This window comes from Kitasatospora sp. NPDC005856 (assembly GCF_040629945.1).
Classification (GTDB): domain Bacteria; phylum Actinomycetota; class Actinomycetes; order Streptomycetales; family Streptomycetaceae; genus Kitasatospora.
In genome coordinates, this window is record NZ_JBEXWT010000009.1 from 108913 (window position 1) to 132879 (window position 23967).

The 23967-nt window shown below is 72.5% G+C and carries 19 protein-coding genes and 2 pseudogenes; 10 read left to right on the forward strand and 11 right to left on the reverse strand.

All coding sequences use genetic code 11. From position 1 onward, the window contains the following. Positions 1–77: 77 nt before the first annotated feature. Together ABZ449_RS08350 and ABZ449_RS08355 are read left to right on the forward strand one after the other, a co-directional pair. Positions 78–274: pseudogene (locus ABZ449_RS08350) on the forward strand (PhnA domain-containing protein); the annotation flags it as partial. Positions 275–695: 421 nt separating this feature from the next. Next, a pseudogene (locus tag ABZ449_RS08355) lies at positions 696–839 on the forward strand (flavoprotein); the annotation flags it as partial. 72 nt (positions 840–911) lie between these two features. Here ABZ449_RS08355 and ABZ449_RS08360 read toward each other — a convergent pair. Genes ABZ449_RS08360 through ABZ449_RS08375 form a run of 4 tightly spaced genes read right to left on the reverse strand, consistent with a single transcriptional unit; the run spans position 912 to position 4445 of the window. Next, entirely contained in the window at positions 912–2123 is a 1212-nt protein-coding gene (locus ABZ449_RS08360) for an ABC transporter permease (RefSeq protein WP_360342218.1), read from the reverse strand. After that, positions 2120–2875 (reverse strand): ABC transporter ATP-binding protein, encoded by a 756-nt coding sequence (locus ABZ449_RS08365; RefSeq protein ID WP_360342221.1) that lies wholly within the window; start codon positions 2873–2875, stop codon positions 2120–2122. The genes ABZ449_RS08360 and ABZ449_RS08365 overlap by 4 nt, the downstream gene beginning before the upstream one ends. Next, entirely contained in the window at positions 2872–3945 is a 1074-nt protein-coding gene (locus ABZ449_RS08370; RefSeq protein ID WP_360342224.1) for a peptidoglycan-binding protein, read from the reverse strand. The genes ABZ449_RS08365 and ABZ449_RS08370 overlap by 4 nt, the downstream gene beginning before the upstream one ends. Further along, complete coding sequence (locus ABZ449_RS08375) at positions 3942–4445, reverse strand: hypothetical protein (RefSeq protein ID WP_360342227.1); 504 nt, start codon at positions 4443–4445, stop codon at positions 3942–3944. Before ABZ449_RS08375 ends, ABZ449_RS08370 begins: the two co-directional genes overlap by 4 nt. A gap of 121 nt (positions 4446–4566) precedes the next feature. Between ABZ449_RS08375 and ABZ449_RS08380 the strand changes: the two genes are divergently transcribed. After that, positions 4567–5268: a response regulator transcription factor gene (locus ABZ449_RS08380; RefSeq protein ID WP_360342230.1), complete on the forward strand. Its 702-nt coding sequence runs from the start codon at positions 4567–4569 to the stop codon at positions 5266–5268. 5 nt (positions 5269–5273) lie between these two features. Then, positions 5274–6434: an ATP-binding protein gene (locus tag ABZ449_RS08385; RefSeq protein ID WP_360342337.1), complete on the forward strand. Its 1161-nt coding sequence runs from the start codon at positions 5274–5276 to the stop codon at positions 6432–6434. 61 nt (positions 6435–6495) lie between these two features. Here ABZ449_RS08385 and ABZ449_RS08390 read toward each other — a convergent pair whose 3' ends face one another. From ABZ449_RS08390 to ABZ449_RS08405, 4 genes are all read right to left on the reverse strand, one after another. Continuing rightward, positions 6496–6639 carry a hypothetical protein gene (locus ABZ449_RS08390; RefSeq protein ID WP_360342233.1) on the reverse strand — a complete coding sequence of 48 codons (144 nt, stop codon included), beginning with the start codon at positions 6637–6639 and terminating at the stop codon, positions 6496–6498. A 100-nt stretch (positions 6640–6739) separates the two neighbouring features. Beyond that, entirely contained in the window at positions 6740–7264 is a 525-nt protein-coding gene (locus ABZ449_RS08395) for a flavin reductase family protein (RefSeq protein WP_360342236.1), read from the reverse strand. 23 nt (positions 7265–7287) lie between these two features. Next, a complete protein-coding gene (locus ABZ449_RS08400) occupies positions 7288–9444 on the reverse strand; it encodes a tetratricopeptide repeat protein (protein ID WP_360342239.1) in 2157 nt (718 codons plus the stop codon). Positions 9445–9474: 30 nt separating this feature from the next. After that, positions 9475–10620: a hypothetical protein gene (locus tag ABZ449_RS08405; protein ID WP_360342242.1), complete on the reverse strand. Its 1146-nt coding sequence runs from the start codon at positions 10618–10620 to the stop codon at positions 9475–9477. A gap of 388 nt (positions 10621–11008) precedes the next feature. Between ABZ449_RS08405 and ABZ449_RS08410 the strand changes: the two genes are divergently transcribed. The 4 genes from ABZ449_RS08410 to ABZ449_RS08425 are packed head-to-tail and all read left to right on the forward strand — an operon-like array spanning position 11009 to position 17720. Further along, a complete protein-coding gene (locus ABZ449_RS08410; RefSeq protein WP_360342245.1) occupies positions 11009–11575 on the forward strand; it encodes a flavoprotein in 567 nt (188 codons plus the stop codon). Between the two features lie 40 nt (positions 11576–11615). Beyond that, complete coding sequence (locus ABZ449_RS08415) at positions 11616–14579, forward strand: AAA family ATPase (protein ID WP_360342248.1); 2964 nt, start codon at positions 11616–11618, stop codon at positions 14577–14579. Positions 14580–14614: 35 nt separating this feature from the next. Continuing rightward, positions 14615–17593 carry a type 2 lanthipeptide synthetase LanM family protein gene (locus tag ABZ449_RS08420; RefSeq protein ID WP_360342251.1) on the forward strand — a complete coding sequence of 993 codons (2979 nt, stop codon included), beginning with the start codon at positions 14615–14617 and terminating at the stop codon, positions 17591–17593. Further along, on the forward strand, positions 17547–17720 hold the full coding sequence (locus ABZ449_RS08425; protein ID WP_360342254.1) for a hypothetical protein: 174 nt from the start codon (positions 17547–17549) through the stop codon (positions 17718–17720). The genes ABZ449_RS08420 and ABZ449_RS08425 overlap by 47 nt, the downstream gene beginning before the upstream one ends. Before the next feature lie 216 nt (positions 17721–17936). On the opposite strand, the gene ABZ449_RS08430 is transcribed toward ABZ449_RS08425, so the two are convergent. Next, on the reverse strand, positions 17937–20276 hold the full coding sequence (locus ABZ449_RS08430) for an ABC transporter permease (RefSeq protein WP_360342257.1): 2340 nt from the start codon (positions 20274–20276) through the stop codon (positions 17937–17939). A gap of 145 nt (positions 20277–20421) precedes the next feature. Continuing rightward, the gene (locus ABZ449_RS08435) at positions 20422–21150 is read right to left on the reverse strand and encodes an ABC transporter ATP-binding protein (protein WP_360342260.1); all 729 of its coding nucleotides are present in this window, start codon (positions 21148–21150) and stop codon (positions 20422–20424) included. Positions 21151–21294: 144 nt separating this feature from the next. Between ABZ449_RS08435 and ABZ449_RS08440 the strand changes: the two genes are divergently transcribed. After that, positions 21295–22512 (forward strand): sensor histidine kinase, encoded by a 1218-nt coding sequence (locus ABZ449_RS08440; RefSeq protein WP_360342263.1) that lies wholly within the window; start codon positions 21295–21297, stop codon positions 22510–22512. Then, positions 22509–23192: a response regulator transcription factor gene (locus ABZ449_RS08445; RefSeq protein WP_360342266.1), complete on the forward strand. Its 684-nt coding sequence runs from the start codon at positions 22509–22511 to the stop codon at positions 23190–23192. Before ABZ449_RS08440 ends, ABZ449_RS08445 begins: the two co-directional genes overlap by 4 nt. 251 nt (positions 23193–23443) lie before the next feature. Here the strand turns inward: ABZ449_RS08445 and ABZ449_RS08450 are convergent, their stop codons facing one another. Further along, positions 23444–23926 carry an inorganic diphosphatase gene (locus ABZ449_RS08450; protein WP_355672327.1) on the reverse strand — a complete coding sequence of 161 codons (483 nt, stop codon included), beginning with the start codon at positions 23924–23926 and terminating at the stop codon, positions 23444–23446. Positions 23927–23967: the final 41 nt, after the last annotated feature.

The following is a 23967-nucleotide window of genomic DNA, read 5'->3' on the forward strand; positions in this document are numbered from 1 at the left end:
GACGCCGTGCCGAGACGTCGGCTTGATTCCGTCGTGGCCGGGGTGTGCGCCTGCACCGTCGCTCTGCGCTCGAACGGCTCGACGGCGAGGCCGCCCCCGTGACCGTCGTCAAGGACCTCAAGGTTGAGGGCAGTTCCTCCGGCATCAAGGCGGGCACCACGGTCCGCGACATCCGCCCGGTCGACGGCGTCGACGGCCACGACATCGACTGCCGCCGCATCGAGGGCTTCTCGGCGCCGGGCAGCTCAAGTCCGGCGTCGTCAAGAAGGCCTGATCACTCCTCGTCGCCCGGGCTGGTGCCGCTCGGCGGGCGGAGTGAACAACACCTGGGTGGGGGAGAGGAGTTGATGTCCATCTCGGCGGCCCGCCGCCACGGCTTCGTCGCAACCGCGCCGCGTCGACGGAGGGCCTGCGTCCCTTCCCACGGCGGCTCCTCCGCCCGGGGCCCCGACCCGGCGCGTTCACCGACGCCCTCAAGCGCCGCGCCGACGTCGAGGTCCTCCGGCTGACCGTGGCGAACCGGGACGCCCTTCCCGGACGGCTGGCGGCGCGGCTGGAGTCGGCGGGACGCTGATCCCGTACGAGAGGACGCATCCGATGGCCCGCCCCGGTGGCACCGACTCCGCGATCACTCGACGACACGACGACCTGCTGCGCGCCTCGGCCCGCTGGTCCGGGCGCGCCACGAGGCCCCGTCCTACGGGCGCGCCCCGGCCTTCCTCGCCATGATTGGCTACGAGCAGGTCCGCTCGGTTGTCGCCGCCCTCGCAGGCGATCACGAAGCCGCCGCCCGCGTCGAACTCAGCCTCCCGGAAACGGGAGTGTGCGGCGGAGCCGGCGGGTGACGGCCGACGGCCCGGGTGCCGGACGGTGTCCCCTCGGGAGGGGCGTCCGGCAGCCGGGCCGGTGGTTCAGGTGGCGTGCAGGGCCAAGGTGGGGGAGAGCCGTGCGGCGCGGACAGCCGGGTAGAGGCCGGCGACGGTGCCGATGACCAGGGTGGCGGCGAAGCCGCCGGTGACCGCCCACAGGGGGACGACCCAGGGCAGGGCGCCGGAGGCCGCGTAGACGGCGGTCGCGGCGGAGCCCAGGCCGATGCCGGCCAGTCCGCCGAGTCCGGACAGCATGAGGGACTCGGTGACGAACTGGATCCTGATCTGGCCGCGGGTGGCGCCGAGGGAGCGGCGCAGGCCGATCTCGTGGCGCCGCTCCAGCACCGAGATGATCATGGTGTTGGCGACGCCGACGCCGCCGACCAGCAGGGCGATTCCGCCCAGGCCGAGCAGCAGGGTGGAGAAGGCGCCTTCGGTGGCGGCCTTCGCCTGGAGCGCGGCGGAGGGGTCGCCGACGGCGACGTTCTGCGGGTTCTCGGAGTCGACGGTGCGGGCGAGGAGGTCTCGGACCTGCCCGACCGCGGCGTCGGCTGAGCGCTCGTAGACGGAGGTGGGGTGGCCGTCGAACGCGAGGTACCGCTCGGCGGCGCTCCAGCCGACGAGGGCGGAGCGTTCGATCTCGGGGGCGAGTGGGAGGGGACCGAGGATGCCGGTGACGGTGAAGTACTGGTCATCGAGCCAGACCTGGCGACCGGGTTCGGTGATGCCCAGGCGCTGCGCGGCGACGTCGCCGAGGACGACCGCAGGGTAGGCAGCGGTGGCGGGGTTGAGCCAGGTGCCGCGGGTGACGGTGGCGCGCAGGGTGGTGAGCAGGCCGTCGGTGGCGGCTTTGACGGTGATGCCGCCGTTGTCGCCGGTGGGGATCTTCTCGGTCCGGCGAATCGAGCGTTTGACGTCGCCGGTGGCACCGACGCTCTGAACGCCGGGGATGCGGGCGACCCTGTCGGGGGCGTCCTCGGGGAGCTCGACGTCGCCCTGGCCGAACATGGCCTCGCCGGGCTTGGCGATGAGCATGTTGGTGCCCAGCGCGTCGAGTTGGCGCAGGAGCTGGGCCTTGCTGGAGGCGGATATCCCGACGACGGCGATCATGGTGGCGATGCCGATGGCGATGCCGAGCGCGGAGAGGATCACTCGGACGGGGCGTCCGCGCAGGCCCGCTGAGCCGACGTGGAGAATGTCGCGCGGCCCCAGGCGGGAGGCCTTGAGGCGGCGCGGGGCGTCGATGGGCTTCATCGGCCGGCCACCTTACGGGGCGCCGCCGCGGGGGAGGCGCTGTGTTCGTCCGCGATGACGCGGCCGTCGGTGATCCTGACACGCCGCGGCAGGCGGGCGGCGAGGTCGTGGTCGTGGGTGATGACGGCGATGGTGGCTCCGTCGGCGTTGAGGTCGTGCAGCAGCTCGACGACCGCCTGCCCGGAGGCGGTGTCCAGCGCGCCGGTCGGCTCGTCGGCCAGGAGGAGATCGGGCTCGCCGACGACGGCGCGGGCGATGGCGACGCGCTGCTTCTGGCCGCCGGACAGTTCGTGCGGGCGGTGGCCGAGCCGGTCGGCGAGGCCGACCCGGGCCAGGGCCTCGGCGGCCATCGTCCGGCGCTTCGTGCGGGGCAGACCGGAGTAGAGCAGCCCCTCGGCGACGTTGTCCTGCGCGCTGACGCCGGGGACCAGGTGGAAGGCCTGGAACACGAAGCCGATGTGGCGGGCGCGCAGCGCGGAGAGCTGCCGGTCGCCGAGGGAGGCGATGTCGTGGCCGGCGATGGCGACGGTGCCGGAGGTCGGCCGGTCGAGGGTGCCGACGATGTGCAGCAGGGTGGACTTGCCGGATCCGGACGGGCCGACGATGGCCAGCAGCTCGCCCGCGCGCACGGTGAGGTCGACGCCGGCCAGCGCGGTGACGCCGCCGGGGTAGGAACGGGTCACGTCGCGCAGATCGACGACGGGGTGCGCGGCGGAGGGCGGGGCCGGGACGGAGTCGGGTGTGGTGGTCACTTGCCGGGCACCCGGACCTTCGCACCGGTGGCCAGGCCTTCGCCGGTGACCTCGACCCGGCCCTGGCCGAACATGCCGAGCCGCACCGTCGCCTCGTGGCTCGTCCCGTCCTGGTCGACGACCTCGACGGCGAAGCCGCCGTCGGGCAGGGCGAGCAGGGCGTTGACGGGGACCGACAGGACCCCCTTGCGGGTGTCCTTCACCAGGTCGACGGTCACCGGTGCCTGGTCGAGGCCCCCCACCTTGCCGGGGTCGTCGAAGGTGACGGTGACGTCGATCCGGGGGGTCTTGTCCTGGGCGTCCTCGCCGGTCTTCGCGGTGCGGCCGACCTCGGTGACCTTGCCGGCGGCCTTGGTGCCGTCCGGGAGCGTCACCTGGACGGCGCTGCCCGCCCTGGCGAGGTCGCTCTCGCCGACGGCCAGCGGGAAGCGCGCCACCCGCTCGCTGCCGGTCACCGTCAGCACGGGCTTGCCGGGAGCGAGCGGGTCGCCCTTGGGCAGACTGTTCTCCTGGACGCGGACGGCACCGTCGAGGAACGCCACCTGGTCCGGGCCGACCTGCCCGGTTTGCTCCAGACCGTGGGACTTCTGCCAGCGCCTGACCGCCTCGGCGGTGGCGTCCGTGAACTTCCCGTCCACGGTCAGGGAGCCGGCGAGGCCGAGTGCCCGCAGGTTCTCCTCCAGCTGACGTACGTCCTTGCCCTCGTCGCCGCTCCGGAGCGTGCGGTACATCGGCTCGGCGCCGTACAGCAGCCACACGGCCCGGCCGTCGGCCTCGTACAGCCGCTGGTCGCGCTCCACCCCGGTGCCGGGCGCCGGGGTCCAGGTGAGGGTACCGGTGGTGGTCGCGTTGACCTTGCGTTCGGCGGCGAAGCCGAGCGTGCCGTTGCGGCGCACGCTGCTGCTCAGATCGGAGCGGGTGACCTCGGCGGTGGCGCCCGCCCGCGCCGTGGGCTCGGCCGCCGCCGCGTTCCCGTGGCCGGCCGCGGGGCCGAGGCGGGTGACGGCGGCCGTGCCGCCCACGGCAGCGACCACCACGACCAGGGACGCGATCAGGGTGCGGCGCCTCACCGGGTCTCCTTCATGCAGTCCTGGAAGATCCTGTCGAAGGTCGGCTGGTCCATCCCCGGGGGCGGTGTCGGCAGCGCTTTGGTGCCGGTGCCGTCGAACTTGGGATCCTCAAGGTCCACACCCTTCGCCCGCACGCACGCGGTGAACTTCAGCGCGTTGTCCTTCTGCTCCTGGGTGAGCTCGCCACCGAAGCCACTGGCCACGCCCTTGTCGCGGCAGGCCGCCATGGCCGCGCCGATCTGCTCGTCCGAGGAGCCCTCCTCGATGGTGAAGCTGGTGCCCTTCCGGCCCGGAGCGGGCTCACGCACCTGCAAGCCGTTCTCGCGCAGGCAGGCACGGAACTCCCGCGCCTTGTCGGCCTGCGTCCCCTGGCCCGCGCCGCTCGCGGCTGACCCGCCCGCGGCGGATCCCCCGTCGGAGCCGGAACAGGCGGTGGTGAACAGGGCCAGGGCCGCGAGGACGGCAACGGCGAGCGCGGGCCGGCGGCGATGTGCTGTCACGGAGATCTCCCGGTGGGTCGGTTCTCGTCGAGTGCCCGGAGCCTGCCGCAGGGCCGTGTTTCGGTTCTGTCAACCCGGGCCTTAACACCGCCGAAACCCCAGGTCACCGGATACTGGGGCGATGCGCGTACTGGTGGTGGAGGACGAGGCGTTCCTCGCCGAGATGATCGCCGAAGGCCTGCGCCGCGACGCGCTCGCCGTGGACACCGTGGGCGACGGCCTCGAAGCCCTCGCCAGGCTCCGCCTCGGCGCGTACGACGTGGTCATCCTCGACCGCGACCTGCCAGGCCTGCACGGCGACGAGGTCTGCCGGCACATCGTCGACCAGCGGCTGCTCACCCGGATCCTGATGCTCACCGCCGCCGGCACCGTCCGCGACCGGGTCGAAGGACTCGGCCTGGGCGCCGACGACTACCTCACCAAACCCTTCGCCTATGACGAACTCCTCGCCCGCGTCCTCGCACTCGGCCGTCGCGCCCAGCCCGCGCTGCCGCCCGTCCTGCACCGCGCCGGGCTCACCCTGGACACCGCCCGCCGCGAAGCCCGCCGCGACGGCCGTCACCTGGCCCTCTCCCCGAAGGAGTTCGCCGTCCTGGAGACCCTGCTGCGCGCCGACGGCGCCGTGGTCAGCGCCGAGGACCTCATCGAACAGGTCTGGGAGGAGCACACCAGCTACCGCACCAGCGCCGTCCGGGTCGCCCTGAGCAAACTGCGGGCCAAACTCGGCGAACCGCCGGTGGTGGAGACCGTCCCGGGCTCCGGCTACCGCGTGGCCTCCGGCCACCGTCCGCGCCCGGAGGACGACCTGGACGGCGCCCGGTGAGACGGATCGCCGCCACCGAACGAGCCCGCCTGACCGCCCTGTACGGGGGCCTCCTGGTGTTCGCCGGAGTGCTGCTCACCGGCCTGGTGTACCTGCTCGTCGAACAAGGGCTGGCCACCTCGATCGGCACCGCCGTCAAAGGCGCCGTGCCCAAGGAGACCACCGCGCTGCCCGGCACCGGCCCCGCCCTGTCCCCCTACTCCCAGCGGGCGCTGCCCCTGGCCAGGATCATCGACGACGCCGAACAGGCGGCGCTGACCCGCCTGCTGCTCGTCACCCTCGCCGCGCTCGTCCTCTACAGCCTGTGCTCGATCGCCCTGGCCTGGTGGATGGCCGGCCGGGTCCTGCGTCCGGTTGCGGTGATCACCGACACCGCCCGGCGGCTGTCCGGCACCAACCTGCACGAGCGCATCGCCCTCGCCGCCCCGCCCGGCGAACTCAAGGAACTCGCCGACACCTTCGACGGCATGCTGGAACGGATCGAACAACTCGTCGGCGCCCAACAGCGGTTCGCCGCCAACGCCGCCCACGAGCTGCGCACACCGCTCGCCGTCCAGCGCGCCGCCGCCGAGATCGGGTTGGACGGTGCACCCGACGCCGTGCAGGTCGCCCGCATCCGGGCCAAGCTCATCGACGTCGCCGAGGAGAGCCAGCGGCTGATCGACGGCCTCCTCCTGCTCGCCGACTCCGAACAGGGCCGGCACCACAACGACCCGGTCGCCCTGCACGAACTCGCCGCACACGCCGCCGCGGCCCGGGCCGCGGACGCCGCAGCCCGTCAGATCGAGATCGTCACCGACGTGCGGCCGGTCACCGTGTCCGGGGACAGCGTGCTGCTGGAACGGCTGGTGCAGAACCTCGTCGCGAACGCCGTCCGGCACAACCACCCCGGCGGTCGGGTGCGGGTGACCACCGGACCGCACGGCCTGGCCGTCTCCAACACCGGCCCCCAGGTACCGCCCGACACGGTGCCGCTGCTGTTCGAACCGTTCCGGCGGATGGCGGAACGCCGCCACGCTCCGGGGGAGGGGGCCGGCCTGGGACTGTCGATCGTCGCGTCGGTGGCCCGCGCCCACCGCGCCACCGTCTTGGCCAAGGCCAATCCGGCTCCCGGCGGCGGGCTGACCGTCACGGTCGCCTTCCCGCCCGCCGATCCGCGGGCCTGATGTCAGCCGGCGCCGCAGCACCGAGGGCGGGCAGGCTCCCGGGCAGCCGGACGGCGCTGGTTCAGCGCGGGGCGGTCGGGTGGCCGAAGCGGAGGAGCGGGTCCTCCGTGTCGAAGGGCACGTCCTCGCGGGCGGCGTCGACGGCGGCGTCCGAGCGGGGCAGGTCGAACGGCAGCGAGCCGGTCATCGGGCCGCGGCCGAACACCGCGTCCAGGACGACCTCGTCCGCCGCGCCGTACCCGCCGGCTCGGCGCCGGTGATCACCCGCAGCCCTACCTTTCGTCCCCCTCGGGCGAGCAACCGGATCACGCAGGTGCTGATCCTCCGGCCAGACACTGGTAGTGGCTTCCGAAGTGCACCAGGGGGTCGGCGGCGCCGTTCTGGTCGCACCACAGGGGCTGCCCCAGCACGAGCAGGTGGTCGGCGGCGGCGACGGTGCGCTCGACCCGGCACACCAGGGCCGCCATCGCCTCGTCGATCACCGGGACGTCCCGGACCAGCCGGTGGCCGATCCCGGCGAACCGCTGTTCGGCCGGTGTGGTGGCGAACCGGTCGGCCAGGTCCTGGTGATGGCGGCCGAGCAGGTTGATGCCGAAGGCACCCTGGCCGGTGATCGCGGCCAGGGTGCGGCTGCTCCGGCACAGCGACACCAGCACGAGCGGCGGGCTGAGCGAGACCGAGGTGAAGGAACTGGCCGTGCAACCGGTCGGCCGGCCCTGGGACGTGGCGGTGACCAGGGCGACCCCCGTGGCCCAGCGGCGCATGACGCTCCGCAGGGCCGGTCCGGTGACGGCCGGGGTCTCCGGCCGGGGCGTCACCGGACCGGTCACGGTGCCGGGATCCGGCCCGGCCGTCACGACACCCTCACCGGATCCGCGACCGCGTCCGGCGAGCTCGTGGCCGACTCGGCCGCCGCCAGGTCGATCTGATGAGCCGTCAGATCGCCCAGTGCGAGGTGGCATTCGGCGCGCTGTCGCAGCAGGTCGGCTCGGTCGGCGCCGGGCAGCAGCAGTGCGGCGGTGTAGTCCTGGCGGGCCGACTCCCAGTCACCGGCACTCTGGTGGACGTAGCCACGGTTGTAGAGCAGGTCCGGATTGTCGGCCTCGATCGCCAGCGCCCGGGTGAGATCCGCGACCGCGGTGCCGTGGTCGCCCGTCTCCAGGAGCAGGGCCGCGCGGTTGGCCAGCGCGCTCACCAGGTCCGGCTCGGCGGTCAGCGCCAGGGCGAAGTCGCGCAGCGCCGCCCGGTCGTCGCCCGCGTCCAGCGCCAGTAGCCCCCGGGCGGACAACAGGCGGGCGTCGCCCGGGTGGTGGCGCAGCCCCTCCTCGACCTGGGCCAGCGATCCCGCCGCATCGCCCTGCTCCCGCAGCAGGCTGGCGAGGTTGATCCGGGCGTCCAACTCGTCGGGTTCCAGATCGAGTACGTACGTCAGGTCCGCGATCGCGCCTGCCAGGTCGCCCAGTTCCAGGAGCAGGTCGGCCCGGTTGTAGTGCATCTCCCAGAACGGCGCGGCGAAGGTGATCGACTCACTGTAGTCGGCCAACGCGCCGGGCAGGTCGCCCATCCGGCGCCGCAGGTCGGCCCGGTCGAAGTAGTAGTCCGGGTAGTTGGGATCCAGCTCGATGACGGTGTCGATGTCGGCCAGCGCCTCCTCCAGGCGGCCGAGCGCCGTGTACACCCGGCCCCGGTTGTGCACCAGCACGGAGCGGTGCAAGCGGTGTTTCTCGGCGGGGAGTTCGCGGTCGATGTCGGCCAGGCCGGTGCTGACCAGGCGCAGCGCCTCGGCCGGGTTGCCGAGCTGGAGCTCCACCAGGGCCAGGCCGTTGCGGTTGAAGACCGACTGGAAGACGCGCTGGTCGTGGTCCGGCAGTAGGGAAGCCATCGCGAGCACGTTGTGCAGGTGGGCCTTGGCCAGCTGGTGGTCCTTGTGCTCGGCCGGGTAGTAGCGCGTGTAGAGCATGGCGAGGGCGTAGCCGGAGAAGATGTGCAGCATCGGCTGTTGGAACATGGCGCGCAGCTCGATGTAGCGCCGTTCGGCCTCCTCCGGCCGGCCGAGGATCGCCAGTGCGGTGGTGACCTTGGTGCCCAGCATCCAGTACTTCCGGGGCTCCTCGGCCGGGTCCACCAGGGCCGTGCCACGTCCGGCCACGTCGAGCAGCGCGTGGTAGAAGCCCATCGAGACCAGGTACTCGGCGGCTTCGAATAACGCGTCGGCGGCCGCTTCCCGGTCGCTGCCGTGCTCCAGGTGATAGGGGATCGCCCCGAGGGACAGGCTCCAGTCTCCGCGGCGGCGCAGCTCGGCCGCCCGCTGGTCGTGCAGTCGAGCCCGCTCGGCGGCGTCGACGCGGTGGTAGGCGGCTTTTTCGGCGGGGTCGTGGGAGGTGCCGTCGGACCCGACGTAGGCCTGGGCCAGCTTGTGATGATCCGTCAGATCATCGTGCCCGTCCGGATGTTGGGCGACCGTTTGGGCGACCGCACGGGCGGCACGGGCGGCACGGGCGGCGAGGGCCGTGGCGAGTTCGGGGATCAGGTCGGCGCCGCCGGTGTGCACGGTGACCATCAGCAGGTCCGGCCGGGCCCGGCGCAGCAGGATGGCGAGGAACTCCTGGTCGGTGTGATCGGCTTCGTCGACCCGGTCGAAGCGCAGGGCCAGCGCGTGGCCGAGCTCGCGGGCGTGGCCGTGCAGGAACTCGACGATGCCGTGGGCGAGACGGCGGGTGCGCTTCGCCGGGTAGAGGCGGGTGCGCTCGTTGGGCACGGCCAGCGAGGTGAGGGTCTGCGGTCCGGCGCCGATCAGGTCCTTGAGCTCCGGAGCGGCGGACAGGATCTCGACGGCGTGGCGCGCCACGAGCTCCGGGCGGGCCCGGTGCGCATCCGGCACCAGTGAGCGCAGCAGTGTGCCCAGACCGGTGTACGGTCCGCGCAGCCGCCGGTGGCAGTCGGCTCGGGCGTCGTACCGGTCGTCGTGCGCGGTGCCTTCGGGCTGGAGGCGCCAGGTGTGGGAGGTCACGGGTTTTCCTTTCGTGAGTGCGCGGGCCGGTCACGCGGCGGCGCGGCGTTGCCTGCGGCCGACCAGCAGGGGCAGCACGACGACCTGGACGACGATGACGAGCAGGGCGACGGCGGCATCCCAGAGCCGGCTGTCGCCCAGCGAGCGGTTCGCGATGCCGTCGGCGAGTCGCTGGGTGAACGTCACGGTCGGCAGGACGACGGTGAACACGGCGGCGACCAGCAGGACGGCGGTGCCGATCGCGGTCAGCAGGGCGAACCAGGGCGCCAGCGCCCGCTCCCGCGCCGACCAGCGGTCCTCCGCCCAGCCGCCCCGGCCCAGACGGTGGCGCAGGTAGGCCGAACCCACCTCGTGCAGGTTGGCGCAGCCCAGGGCCGTGGCGAGGACGTAGTAGAGGTCGGTGCGCAGGAAGATCAGGAACTGCCAGGCCAGCCGGGGCAGGATCAGGTACGCCACGGCGAGGGCGAACCGCCCGGCCCAGGACGGTCCGGTCGCGAGGTCGGCCGCCGCCGCGAGGGTGAGCACGCCGAAGAGCACGACCTCGCCGAGCATCCCGGCCAGGAAGGGCAGATGGCGCTGCGCGGGCCGCACACCGAACAGCGCGTCGAGCCGGGTCTCGAAGACCACGAAGTAGAGCCGTCGTCCGATGCCCAGACTGGTGGGCAGGCCGAGCCTGCGGCCGGCCAGGACGTGCCAGCCCTCGTGCCAGAGCATGAGCGGCATCTGCAGCACGGCGAGGGTCACCTCCACCGCGACCAGGGACGGGGCGAAGAACAGGTTCCGGGTGTGCGGCTGCAGTCGGGGCTCGTAGATCATCGCCGCGATCGCCAGTGCGGTGATCAGCGCGTAACAGCTCCAGCCGAGCGGCGAGAACATGGCACGTCCCCAGGCCTGGAGGCGTACGGGCACGGGCTCGGCGGCGGCGCCGGACTCGTGGACGAAGCCGAGATCGCGCATGGTCTCGACGAAGTCGGCCAGGTCGACCGGCTCTCCGTAGGTCGCGCGGTACCAGGCGGCGGCCTCGGCGAGCGGCATGCCGTCGGCCAGGCGTCGCAGCAGCGCCGCGCCGTCCTCCGGGAGCAGCGCGAAGGACCCGGTGTCGGGCCGGCCCACCATCGTGCCGTCGCGTTCGGTGACGAAGGTGAGCGGATGGAACGCGAGGTCGGCGGTCGCCATGATCTCTCCCTCGGAGGGGTGCGGGCCGCTCGGAGGGGTGCGGGCCTCGGGCGGGTGCGGCGGGACGAACCCGGGCCCGCGTGCTGTGCTGCACGCAGGCCCGGGGGTGTCACCAGGTCAGCAGACCACCAGGACGTAGGACGCCGGCGAGGTGAGCTTGATGGAACCGGTCTTGCGCACAGTGATCTTCTTCATGGTTCGACTCCCTTGATGAAGAGGTGGGTTGGCGCCGTCCCGCCCTGGCGGCGGATCGGCGAGTCAGACGATGGCACGGCGCCGGGTGGGCGGACATGGGTAGTCGGTCCCCGTCTTCCTGCCGGCGGCCGGGACGGAAAACGGGGGCCCGACCCCCATACCGGGGCGGCCGGGCTCGGACACCATCCATGCCATGCGAAATGACGCCCTCTCCGTGATCGCCTGTGGCTCGATCGTGGCCAAGGACCTGCCGAACTACCTCGTCTTCCTCCGCCAGGAGATCGACCTGCCGCTACGGGTCCTGCTGACCGCGAGCGCCGCGCGCTTCGTCCAGCCCCAGGTACTGGCCTGGCACGCGGACGAGGTGTACGTCGCCGACGACCCGGCCCTCAACCCCACCGAGTTCGCGCACCGCTCGCTCGGCCTGGTGGTACTGCCCGCCACCGCCAACACCCTGGCCGCGGCGGCCCTCGGGCTGGCCGCCACGCCGGCCCAGACGGTCCTGCTGGCCCACGAGCGGCCCGCACTGTTCTTCCCGAACATGAACGGCTCGATGTGGCGCAAGCCCGCGACCCGGCGTCACGTCAGCACGCTGCGCGCCGACGGCCACACCGTGGTCGAGCCGACCGAGCGCGAGATGTTCGTGCTGTGGCAGAAGGAGAACGGCGTCGGGCCTGCCATGCAGGGTCCCGACGAGGCCGCCGAGACGGTCGTGAAGTGGCTGGAGGAGGCCCTCAACGGCGACGACGAGTCGGCATAGGGTCCCCCTTGATCGGATCAGCAGACCGGAGGGGAGCACGATGACGGAACCGCGCGTGGACCGGTTCAGTGGACTCGTCGGACGCGAGGACGAACTCGCCCTGCTGGACCGCGCACTGCAGGACGCGCGGACGTCGGTGGGTGGCACGGTGTGCGTGACCGGAGAGCCGGGGATCGGGAAGACCAGGCTGGCCGGCGAGGCGATCACGCTGGCCCGGGAGGCCGGGATGACCGTGCTCAAGGGCCGCTGCATCGCCACCGGCCCGGCCGTGCCGTACCGGTCGCTCACCGAGGCACTGCTGTCACTCGCCCGGGCCGGTGGCGCGCCGCCCACCGACGCGCTCGGACCGTACCTGCCCGTGCTCGGCCGTCTGGTACCCGAGTGGGCGATCGGGGACGCCTGCGACCGGTCGCCGATCGTGCTGGCCGAGGCCGTGGTCCGGCTGGCCGCCGCCTGCGGACGGGAGCGCGGCTGCCTGCTCGTCATCGACGACCTGCACGACGCGGACCTCGAGACGCTGGCGGTCCTGGAGTACCTGGCGGCCAACCTGGCCCTGCTGCCGGTTGCCGTCGTCGCCACCCTGCGGGACACGCCCGGCGCCGCCCACGCGCTCGCGGACACGCTGGCCCAGCGCGGGGAAGCCGGCCTGGTGAGACTCGGCCGGCTCGGTGCAGCGCAGGTGCACGCGCTGACCGCGAGCTGTCTCGGCTGTCCGCCGGACGAGCTGCCGGTGGCGGTGTCCGACCGGGTGCTCGCCGACAGCAGTGGAATCCCGTTCACCGCCGTCGAGTTGATCCGCGGCATGCGCGCCGAGGGCCGACTCGTCCGCACCGAGGACCGCTGGCAGCTGGTCGGCACCAGCCGCGCGGCCATCCCGTTCACCCTGGTCCGGGCGGTCGAGCAGCGGGCGGAGCGGCTCGGACCGCAGACGCTCCAGCTGCTGTCGGCCGCCGCAGTGCTGGGCCGCAGCTTCCCGCTGTCGGTGGCGCGGCGCTGCGCCGCGCCGGACGACCACGAGCCCGCCGGCTCGCTGCGCTCCGCCGTCGTCGACGGCCTGCTGGTGCCGGACGACGAGCGTGGGCCCGACTGGTACGCCTTCGAACATCCGCTGACCCAGGAGGCGTTGCTCGACCGGCTCACGCCGGCCGACCGGGCCGAGCTCGCCGCCCGGGCCGTGGCGGCCATGAACGAGCTCGACCCGGGCCTGCCCGGCACATGGTGCCTGCTGGCCGCGCGGCTGCACGGGCAGGCGGGGGACCGCCGGACCGCCGCCGTCCGCTACCTGGAGGTGGCCCGCCGTGCCCTGGCCGGCCACGGGCCCGGAACGGCGATCGCGGTGCTGCACGAAGCCCGGTCGGCCTTGGGGCCTGTCGACGGATCGGACATCCATCTGCCTGACGACGCCGTACCGGCCGGCGTGCGAAGGGAGTTGCTGGAGACCCTGCTGCTCGCCCTGGCGGACGACGGCCGGCTCGACCGGGCCACCGAGGTGGCGCAGCAACTGCGCCGGGCCGATGTCGAGGCCGATCCGGGACGCCGGGTCGAGCTGCACATGCGGCTGGCCTGGGCGGCGCAGGTGGCCGGGCAGTGGGACGTGGGACTGGAACAGGTCCGCGCGGCCCGGGAGCTGCTGCCCGAGGGGGCGGGTGCGCGAGACACCGCGGGCATCGATGTGGTCGAGGCCTACCTGATGGTGTCGACAGCGGAGCAGGGGCGGATCGGCCGCAGCGAGCAACTGGCCCGCCGGGCGATCGAGGGCGCGGAACAGCGCGGTGACCACGCACTGGCCTGCCAGGCGTGGTACGCGATGGGTTTCGCGACCCGTGGGCGCTCCCTGGCCGAGTCCGACCAGTGCTTCCGCCGCACGCTGCGGATGGCCGCCGAGAGCCGCCAGGTGAGCTGGCACAACCACGGGCTGATCGGCCTGGGCAGCAACGCCTGGCTCGCCGAGGCCGACCTGGACGGGCTGCACCACGCCCAGCAGGAGGCGATGCGCACCGGGTGCGTGAGCCTGGCGCACAACGTCGGGGCGATGCTGGCGCTCGACGCGGTGCTGCGAGCCGACTTCGACCGGGCCACGGCCCTGCTGGACGGCCCCAGGGCCGAGACCGAGCGACTGCAGCTGCACTCGGTGACCCGGTACGCCCTGATGGTGGGCGCGGTGGCCGCCGCCCACCGGGCCCGCAGGCCCCAACTGCGGTCGGCACTCGCCCGGTTCCGGACCAGCGGTGGGAACGAGTCGCGGGAGGCACCGCTCGTGCTCGGCCTGGCCGAGCTGTTCTGCGCGCTGCTGGAGGAGGACCACGAGCAGGCGGCGGAGCTGGCCGCGCGGCTGGCCGCCGCCGTCCCGCCGGACGAGGAGAACTACTTCCACCTCGCCGGCAGCCACGGGCTGGTCCTGCTGCTGTCCGTGCTGGCCGGGCGAGCCGACTGGGCAGAGGTCGAACGGATCACCGCGAGTCAGGCGGGCCGGATGCGGTGGAACCGGCAGTTCGTCGGCTTGGCCCGGGCGGTCCTGTACGGTCGGGAAGGTCGCCCGGCCGAGGCGGTGGCGGCGTGCCGCGCTGCGCAGGCCGACGCGGTGATCTTCCCGACGGCTCGTCACCTCGGCCTGCGTCTGGTCACTGACGCCGCAGTCACCGACGGATGGGGGGAAGTCCGCGACTGGTTGACCGAGGCCGAGACGTACTTCCACCACTCGGGTGCCGACGCCATCGCCGCCGCGTGCCGCTCCCGGCTGCGTTCACTGGGCGCTCCGGTCGGGCAGCGCCGCACCGGCACGGATCGGATTCCGGCCGAACTCGTCGCGCTCGGCGTCACCATGCGCGAGTACGACGTCTTTTGCCTGCTGGTCGAACGCGTCGGCAACAAGGCCGTGGCCGCCCGCCTGCAGATCTCTCCCAGGACGGTCGAGAAACACATCGCCAGTCTGATCGGCAAGACCAACTCCGCCACCCGCGCCCAGCTGTGCGATTTCGTGGCGGACTTCCTCGCCGCGCGGTAGGCCTGCCGGGAATCCGACCCGCCACCCTGTCAGAGATGGTGATGGTGTGCCAGAGTATTGGAGTGACAGTGCAGGCGAATCAGTCGGTTCCGCTGCCTGCGGCGTTTGGCGCCTGGTGGCTGCCCGCACTGTCGTCGGCCGAGCGCAGTGCCCTGCCGCCCGGACGGACGCCGCGCTGGGCCAAGTTGGTGGAACAGGCGCTGCGTTGCGCCGACTCGGCGCCCGGCGGGCGGATCCGCCCGCTCCCTGGGGCGGGCCCCGAGGGCCGACTGCTGCATCCGCTGCGGCCGTTTCTGCGGACCACCTCCCACCACTTCGCGGCGGCGAACCCTGCCGCGGTTGAGGGGCGAGTGGTGTGGGCCGGTGCACGGCGCCACCTGGCCGGCGGCTTGGTGTGGCTGGCTGGACGCACACTGGTACAGGAGTTGGGACACGCGCGCCGGGCTGGAACCTTGACCGGGCAGGACGGGCGGGAGCGGTTCGACGCGTTCCTGAGCGAGGTCGCCGCCGGGCCGGCCCTGGGCGCGATGCTGCACCGTCATCCCGTGCTGGCCCGGCTGCTGGCCGAACGGTGCATACGCACCGTGGCCACAGCCACCGAACTGCTGGAGCGGCTCCACGCGGACCGGGAGCAGCTCACCGCCGCCCTGCTCGACGGCGAGCCCGGTCGGTTGATCCGGGTCCGCTTCGGGCTGGGGGACCCGCATGCGGGGGGCCGGTCCGTCGCCGTGCTGGAGTTCGACGGCGGGCGGCGCCTGGTGTACAAGCCGCGCCCGCTCGGTCTGCACGCCCGGTGGAACGAACTGCTCGCCTGGTTCGGTCGATGTCAGCCCCAACTGGCGGCGCGAGCCGTTCGGTTGATGCCGCGGGCGGGGTACGGCTGGGCCGAGTACGTCGCGCCGCGCCCATGCCGGTCCCAAGCCGAAGTCGGGAGGTTCTACGAGCGGCTCGGCGCCCAGCTCGCGCTGCTGCACGTGGTGAACGCGGTCGACATCCATGCCGAGAACCTCATCGCCGCGCGCGACCAGCCGGTCGTGGTGGACGTGGAGACGCTGTTCCACCCGTGCTGGGTGCCCGTCACTGATGGCGGCGCCGATCCGGCCGCCCGGGCGCTCGCCGCGTCCGTGCAGCGGACCATGGTGCTGCCGAACCCGCGCTTCGGCGACGGCGGTTCACTCGACCTCTCGGCACTCGGTGGCCAGGCCGACCAGTGGACGCCGGACCCGATGCCCGGGTGGGCGGACGCGGGCACCGACCTGATGCGGCTGGTCCGCCGCCCGGCCCGCTGGCCGGGTGCCGACAACCGCCCGATGCTGGCCGGGAGACCCGCCGATCCGGCCGACCAGCTCGACCGGCTGCTGTGCGGATTCCGCGCCGGCTACCGGGTGATTGCCGCAAACTCCCATGAACTGCTCGGTGAGCAGGGGCTGTTGTCTCGCTTTGCGGGTGAGACGATGCGCCTGGTCGCGCGGCCCAGTCAGAGCTATGCGACGCTGCTCGCCGAGGCGACCGAGCCGGAGCTGCTGCGCGACCGCTCCGGTCGGGAGCGGGCCTTCGCCGCACTGCACGACGAGACCGGCTACCCGCACCTGCACGTGCTGGCGCCCCACGAACTCAACGACCTGCTCGCCGGCGACATCCCGTTCTTCACCATGACCCCCGCCGCCCGCACCCCGCGGACCTGGGACGGTCGCGAACTCCCGTTTCTGCTCGACGAATCCGGGCTGACGGCCGCCGCCAGGACGATCCGGGGAATGTCGGAGGGCGACCTCGACCGGCAGGCATGGCTGATCCGCGCCTCCCTGGCCGCCGGACGACGGTCTCCGGGCCGCCATGCTCCGGGCCGCCGTGCTCCGGGGCGCCCCGCTGCCGAATCCAAGGACGCCTACGACTGTGACCTCGGTGCCCAGGCGCTGGAGCTCGCACGGGGGATCGGGGAGGACTTGCTCGCCCGGGTTTGTCGGGGCGAGGGTCGGGTGAACTGGCTCGGGCTGCAGGAGGCCGGGCCAGGACAGTGGGCGGTGTTGCCGATGGGCATGGCGCTCGGCGACGGCTACACCGGCCCGGCGCTGTTCCTCGCCGAGCTGGGCCGGCTCACCGGGGCGGTCCGCTATCAGGAGGCCGCCGACCAGGCCGTCCGCGTCCTTCCCCAGCTCCTGAGGCTCTTGGCGGAGCACCCCGAACTCGCGCGTGCCGTGGGGCCGGGCGGCTTCTCCGGGCTCGGCGGCATCAGCTACGCCACCGCCCGGCTCGCCACCCTGCTGGACTCCCCGGAGCTGAGCGCCGCCCTGCCCGCCGGCCTCACCGCACTTCACACGGCCGCTGTCGATCCGGCAGCCCCCATGGACATCGCCGACGGCCTGGCCGGTGCCCTGCTCGCGGCCGAGGCCGTGCACGCTCAGACGCGGCTGCCGGCAGCTGCCGAACTCGCCCACACTGTCAGGACCTTGGCGGGCCATCGGCCCCTTCCTGAGCGGCCCGGATTCCTCCACGGCCACGAGGGCGTCGCGTGGGCCCTGCGGGAGCGAGCGGCGGTGGACCCGGCGGACTCCGACGGCCCCGGCCGGTGCCCGGACCGGGTCGGCCGGGCGCTGCGCGCCCGCAAGGCGGACCAGCACCTCGCCCTGCTCGCCGACCGCGTGCCGATGCCGGGCCATTCGCTCCGCCACAGCGAACTCGCTCTGCTGGAACCACTGGTGGAGCTGGCGCCGACCGATGCCGGCCGGCGCCGTACGGCCGCTCGACTGGTGCGGTCCGTCGAACAGCAAGGCGCCCGTTGCGGTACCCCCGGTGAGGTGCCCACACCCGGCCTGCTGACCGGACTGGCCGGCATCGGCTACGGCCTGCTGCGGCTCGGCTTCGGCCCCAGGATCCCCTCGGTGCTGCTGTTGCGACCAGCGGCAGGACCGGGGCCCGTCGAACGAGAGGGAGGGCATCACCATGATGGACGGCGAACTGCTCGACAGAGTGGACAACGAACTGCAGGAGACCGACGAGCGTCGCACGGCGGCTGACCACGTGGCCCGCCAGGCCCGGCTGCGGGTGGCGATCCTCGCCGGCCTGACCGTTGGCTCGGCTGGCGTGGTCGTACTGGGCCAAGGGGAGCCAACCACGACCACCGTCGCGAGCGTCACCATCTGAGACAGCGTCATGGTCCGAGGCAGGTGGTGGGGCCGCCGCCCTCGGGCGGCGGCCCCACCACCAAGCAGGCTGCCTGACGTTCGGTCGGACTGATCGTCCGTCCAGCCGGTATGTGGCGTCCCCGGCCTGCTTCTTGTTCTTCGTCACACAAGTTCGACGAGCGCCGGGGCCGCCTTGGTCAAGACGGTAGATCTTCAGTGCTACGAGCGACCGGTTCTACTCGGTCCGCAGCGCGGTGGCGGTCCGGGAGCGCGCCGCCCAGCCGGCCGGCAGCAGTGCCCCGAGCAGGGCGATCGCGATCCCGCCGGCCAGCAGCGGGAGCAGTGCCCCGGGGGTGTAGACGTGGGTCACGCTCGGCGGCAGGTTCCTGCCGATCGCGTTCCCCATCTGGGTCAGCGTCGCCTTCTCCACCGCCATCCCGATCGGGACCCCGATCAGGCCGGCGACCAGGCCGGTGAGGCTCACTGAGGTCAGCACCATCGCGATGGTCTGCCGGGGCGTCATCCCGAGGGCCTTGAAGATCCCCAGGTCGTGGATCCGTTCCCGGGTGTCCTGCACCACGGTGTTCAGCACGCCGAGCGCGGCGACCGCGATCATCATCAGTGTGAGGGTGGCCACCAGGGCGCTCATGGTGAGCACCGTGTAGTTCTCGTACGTGATGTTCGGGGTGGTTTCGGCGTGCAGCGGGGTCAGCGCGGCGGTGGCCGAGGCGGACCAGTCCGGGGCGCTGACGTCGTCGGCCAGCTTGACGTTGAACTGGGTGATGTACGGCGTCAGACCGGCGGCGGTGAACGTGGCCGTGTCGGTCATCACGACCCCGTTGCTGCTGGCATCGAAGTCGATGCCGACGATCCGCAGCGGCAGTCGCTTGTTGTCCTGCGTCACGGTGACGGTGTCGCCGACGTGTATCCCGGCCGTCGAGGCCAGGTGGTCGTTGATCACGGCTTCGCCGGGGTTCTGGTACCAGCGGCCGTTGAGCAGCGCCAGGTCGGTCCAGGACAGGTCGCCGGTGGTGGTGTCCACCATCGTGTGGTCGCCCGTCGGCGCGCCGATCACGGTCGCGCCGCTGTTGCCCCAGCCGAACGCGGCCTTCGTGCCCGGGATCGAGGCGAGCGCGGCGGCCACCTCGGTGGAGTCCAGGTGGGGGCTGCCAGGGCCGCCGCCGGGGGCGTGGAAGCCGGTGGGCGTGCCGGCGGGCAGCACGAGCATGGACGCGGCGTTGAGGCCGGTGGTATCCGTGTCCTGGTACTCGGTGAACGCGGTCTCCAGCCCCATCGCGAAGGTGACGCTGACCGCGCCGAACAGCACCGCGGCGCCGACCAGCGCGGCCCGGGCCGGTTTGGCGAACGGTTGGGCCAGTCCCAGCGACATCGGCCGGGGCAGCGGCAGCCTGCTTGCCAGGCGCTGCGCGGCTTGGCCGCGCTTGGCCTTCGGGGCGCGGCCGACGACCAGGGTCTGCACCGCCGGCATTCGGCCGGCCCGGAGTGCCGGGATGAGCGCGGTGGTACCGACGATGACCAAGGTGCCGATCGGCACGACGAGGCTGACCCACACCGGCAGGTCGGTGTCGGCGGCACCGAGATTCCTGCTGGCTTTGCCCAGGATCGGAACGGCCAGCAGGTTGCCGGCCAGTGTGCCGCCCACCATGCCGATCGTCGCCGGGATCAGGGCTTGTGCGGCGTAGGCGCGGGCCACCTGCCAGGGGGTGAAACCGAGCGACTTCAGGATCCCGATGCGCCGGATTCCCGAGACCACCGCGCCGCTGACCACGATCGCGATGATCAGCACCGACAGGAACAGGCCGAGGATGCCGAAGACGACCAGGAACGGTACGAAGGACTTCGCGCTGCCGACGGCCTGCTTCTCCACGGTCAGATAGGACTGTCCGCTCTCGACCGAGCCGGCCGGCGCGGCGGCGGCGATCGCCTGCCTGTCCGTGGTGAGGTCGGCGTCGGTCCCGGACTCGGCGAACCGGTAGAGCATCTGCTCGTCGGTCCTGGCGCCGGCGGCGGTCAGCCGCGCGAAGCCGTCGGTGGTGAGGAAGCCGGTCGCGGTGTTGGTCAGCGAGTTCGCTTCGCCGACGACCTTGAACGAGGGCTTGCCCGGCAGCGAGTCGAACACCACGGAACCGCCTGCGCAGTGACGGTCCCATGAGGACAGGACGATCTCGTGCGCGGTGGTCGGCCACCTGCCCTGGACCAGGGCCAGATGGTCCAGGCCGGAAGTGCCGGCCAGGGCGGGTCGGGTGGCGGCGATGACCGGCTGGTTGGTGTGACCGGCCAACGGCATGCCCGCGGCGATGTTCCCGGTGCAGTCCGTGCCGAAGGTCGTGTTCAGGGCGGCGGTGACCGGGTACGGCCCGGACGCCTCGGTGACGCCGGCGGCGTGCGCGGTGGCGGCGGCCTGCGCGGCAGTGGCCCTCGAGCCGTCGAACTGGACCGACAGGTGCGCGCCGTTCCGGGCCTTGAAGGCGTGGTCGAACGGGGCCTGCACGACGGCCAGCAGACCGAGCGAGAGCACCGAGGAGGTGACGGCCGCGAACGTCGTCAGGGCCATGACGAGGGACTGCACACGACGCCGGCCGACGCCGGAGCGAACGACCTTGCCCAGGGCGCTCATCGGCTCGCCGCCGGCAGCAGACGGGCCACGGCCCGGAAGGAAACCTCGTACGGGCGCTGGGACGGCAGCGCTGGGGGCCGCGTCATCGGACCGCTCCCGCCGAGCTGTTGGAGGTGGTGCCGCTGACCGTGTTGGCCACGTCTCGGGCCACGGCACCGTCCACCAGCTCGATCGTGCGTCGCGCGGTGTTCGCGGCCAGTCGGATGTCGTGGGTCACCAGCAGGATGGTCTGACCCTCGGCGTTCAGATCCAGCAGCAGCCGGCGCACGTCCTCGGCCGAGCGCGAGTCCAGCGCGCCGGTCGGCTCGTCGGCCAGCAGCAACGCCGGCCGGTTCATCAGGGCCCTGGCCACCGCCACCCGCTGCCGCTGACCGCCGGACAGCCGCTGCGGGTAGGCCTTGGCGTGCCGGTCGACACCCAGCGAGGTGAGCAACTCGGTCGCCCGCCGCTTCACCTCGTTCTTGCCCATCCCGGCCAACTGCGCCGGAACCATCACGTTGTCCAGCACCGTCAGGTCGTCGAGCAGGTTGAAGAACTGGAAGACCATGCCGATGGAGGCTCGGCGGTACTTCGCCGAACCGGCCTCGCCGAGTTGATCGACCCGGGTTCCGTTGACGGTCACGGTGCCGCTGGAAGGCTTGTCCAGACCCGCGACCAGGTTCAGCAGCGTCGACTTGCCGCTGCCGGAATGGCCGAGGACCGCCACGCACTCACCAGCCGCCACGGACAAGGTCACCCCGGCCAGCGCGGGCGGGCCGTCATCGTATTTCTTCGTCGCGTCTTGGAGATCGATCATCGGCTCATTCGTCATGGCCATGAACCTAGGAACGGACCGTGATCCATCGCGTCGGCCGGCGGATGTCACCTCTCCCCCCAGGCCGTCGGCCCGGCGGTGTACCCCGCGTACATCCCCGGGGCGACGCGCAGAGCCGACGCCAGTCAATACGATCTCCGCATGGAAGAGCTGCTCCGGCGTTTCTCGACATCGGAACCCGTGACCTGGCTGACGTCGCGGGCCGTGGTGCTGGCCACCGCCTGCTTCTACGCGCTGATGCTCTTCTGGTCGATGCCGGTCGGTCAGGTCCGGCGCTACGGCGGCCCGTTACGGTTCCCCGACCTCGGGCCCGACCAGATGATCGGTCTCTGCGTCGTGCTCGCCCTTCCGATCCTGCTGGTGCGCCGTCTGCCCGCGGCGGTCTTCGCCGCGGTCCTGGGCGAGGAAGCAGCCCTCGGCGTCCTCTTCGGCGCGCGGCCCTGGATCGTGCTCCTCCTGCTCCCGGCCTTGGCCGGGTACCTCGCCGCCCGGCGGCCGACGGCTGCCGCCGTCGGCTCCGTCGTGGCCGTCGTGACCGCGTTCATCGAGCGCACCCTCGTCTCCCACGGGGAATCCGTCGGCTACGCGGTCCCGTGGGCCGGGCAGCTCGCGTTCGTGTTCGCGGTCGCGTGGGTCTTCGGCGGGGTGTACCGCAAACGCCGCGAATACCTCGAAGCCCTGGACGAGCAGACCGCGGCCCGCGCCGTCATGGCCGAGCGGCTGCGGATCGCCCGTGAACTGCACGACAGCGTCGCGCACAGCATCGGGATCATCACGGTGCTGTCGGGAGCGGCGGCGCGGGTCGTGGAGACCAAGCCCGAGCAGACGCGGCAGGCGCTGACCGGCATCGAGACCACCAGCCGGGAGACGCTGCTCGGGCTGCAGCGCATGCTCGGAGCGCTGCGCCGCGCCGAGCCCGACGACGCCATGCCGCAGGCCGCTCCGCTGGCGCCGGCCGGCAGCCTGGCGGACGTCCCGCGGCTCGCCGAACGCACGGCCGACGCCGGGGTGCGGGTCCACGTGACCTGGCAGGGCGAGCGGCGTCCGCTGCCGCCGGAGATCGAGCTGTCGGCGTTCCGGATCGTCCAGGAGTCGGTGACGAACGTGGTGCGGCATTCCGGTGCGCGGACGTGCCGGGTCGCGGTCGGTTACGAGCCGACAGGAGTGACGATCGAGGTGGTGGACGACGGGGACGACGGTCCCGGCAGGCCCGGCCGTCCGAGGCTCTCGGCGGCGGCCGGCGGGAGCGGCTTCGGCCTGCTCGGCATGCGCGAGCGGGTGACCCTGCTGTCCGGCCAGTTCAGCGCGGGCCGGCGTCCCGAGGGCGGATTCCGGGTGGCGGCGAGGCTCCCGGCATGAGCGTGCGGGTACTGCTGGTCGATGACCAGCCGCTGATGCTGGTCGGGCTCGCGATCCTGATCGGCGACACCGACGACCTGGAGGTGGTCGGCGAGGCCGGCGACGGCCGCGAGGCGGTGCGCCTGGTGCGTGAGCTGCGGCCGGACGTCGTGGTGATGGACATCCGCATGCCCGGCATGGACGGGATCGAGGCGACCCGGCAGGCGACCGCCGAGCCGGACCCGCCCAAGGTACTGGTGCTGACGACCTTCGACGACGACGAGTACGTCTACGGCGCACTGCGCGCCGGGGCCAGCGGATTCCTGCTCAAGAGCATGGCCCTGGACGCGATCCTGGACGCGATCCGCGTGGTGGCGGCCGGCGACGCGTTGATCGCGCCGAGCGTGACCCGACGGCTGATCGCGGACTTCGCCGGAACGTCCGGCCCCGCGGCCCCCGAACCGGACACCGAGCCCGCCGCGGACCCACGTCTCATCGCGGGGATCACCGACCGGGAGCGCGAGGTGCTGGCACTGGTCGGACAGGGACTGTCGAACGCTGAGATAGCCGAGCGGTTGGTGATCAGCGCGGCGACGGCGAAGACGCATGTCGCGCGCCTGTTCGCCAAGCTCGAAGCTCGGGACCGCGTCCAGCTGGCGATCACCGCCTTCGAGGCCGGACTCGTGCCGCGTAGACGGTAGGGCAGGCTCTGACGTGCAGCGACGGCTACGCCCGGGGCGACCGGGGGTCAAGGGGTTGGAAGATCCACTCGGAGGGTGCCGCGGGACTTCCTCTGGGAGGCAGCGCGTTCGACGTAGGCTTCGACGCACCTGTCGGCGAGGCTTTTTTGACAAACAATGAGGTCTGCTCTCCAGCGGAACGACGCCTTTTCGACAAGGTCTACCCGGTCACCCCGGGGAAGCGCCCTGACCTGGGTCCCGTGGCCGCGGGCCTACTGGGCGGCGGCTCTGGAGCGTGAGGTCTCGATCTCGGCGTAGGCGTCGGCCTTGTTCGCCCAGTGGGAGCCTTCGACGGACTTTCCGGGTTCGAGGTCCTTGTAGACCTCGAAGAAGTGGGTGATCTCCTGTAGGTCGTGCTGGGGCATGTCGTCGATGTCCTGCAGACGGGCGAAGCGGGGGTCGTGAGCGGGCACACAGAGGATCTTCTCGTCGGGCCCCTTCTCATCGGTCATGACGAACATGCCGATGGCGCGGCAGGTGATGCCGCATCCAGGGAAAGTGGGTTCGTCGACGAGTATGAGGGCATCGAGAGGGTCGCCGTCTCCGCCGAGGGTGTCCTCGATGAACCCGTAGTCAGCCGGATACCGGGTGGCCGTGAACAGCATCCGGTCGAGGCGGATCCGTCCGGTGGCGTGGTCCATCTCGTACTTGTTGCGTGACCCCTGCGGGATCTCGACGATCACCTCGAAGTCCATGTCGCGCTCCTTCCGCTCCGTGGTGTGCGACGGCGTCGGCA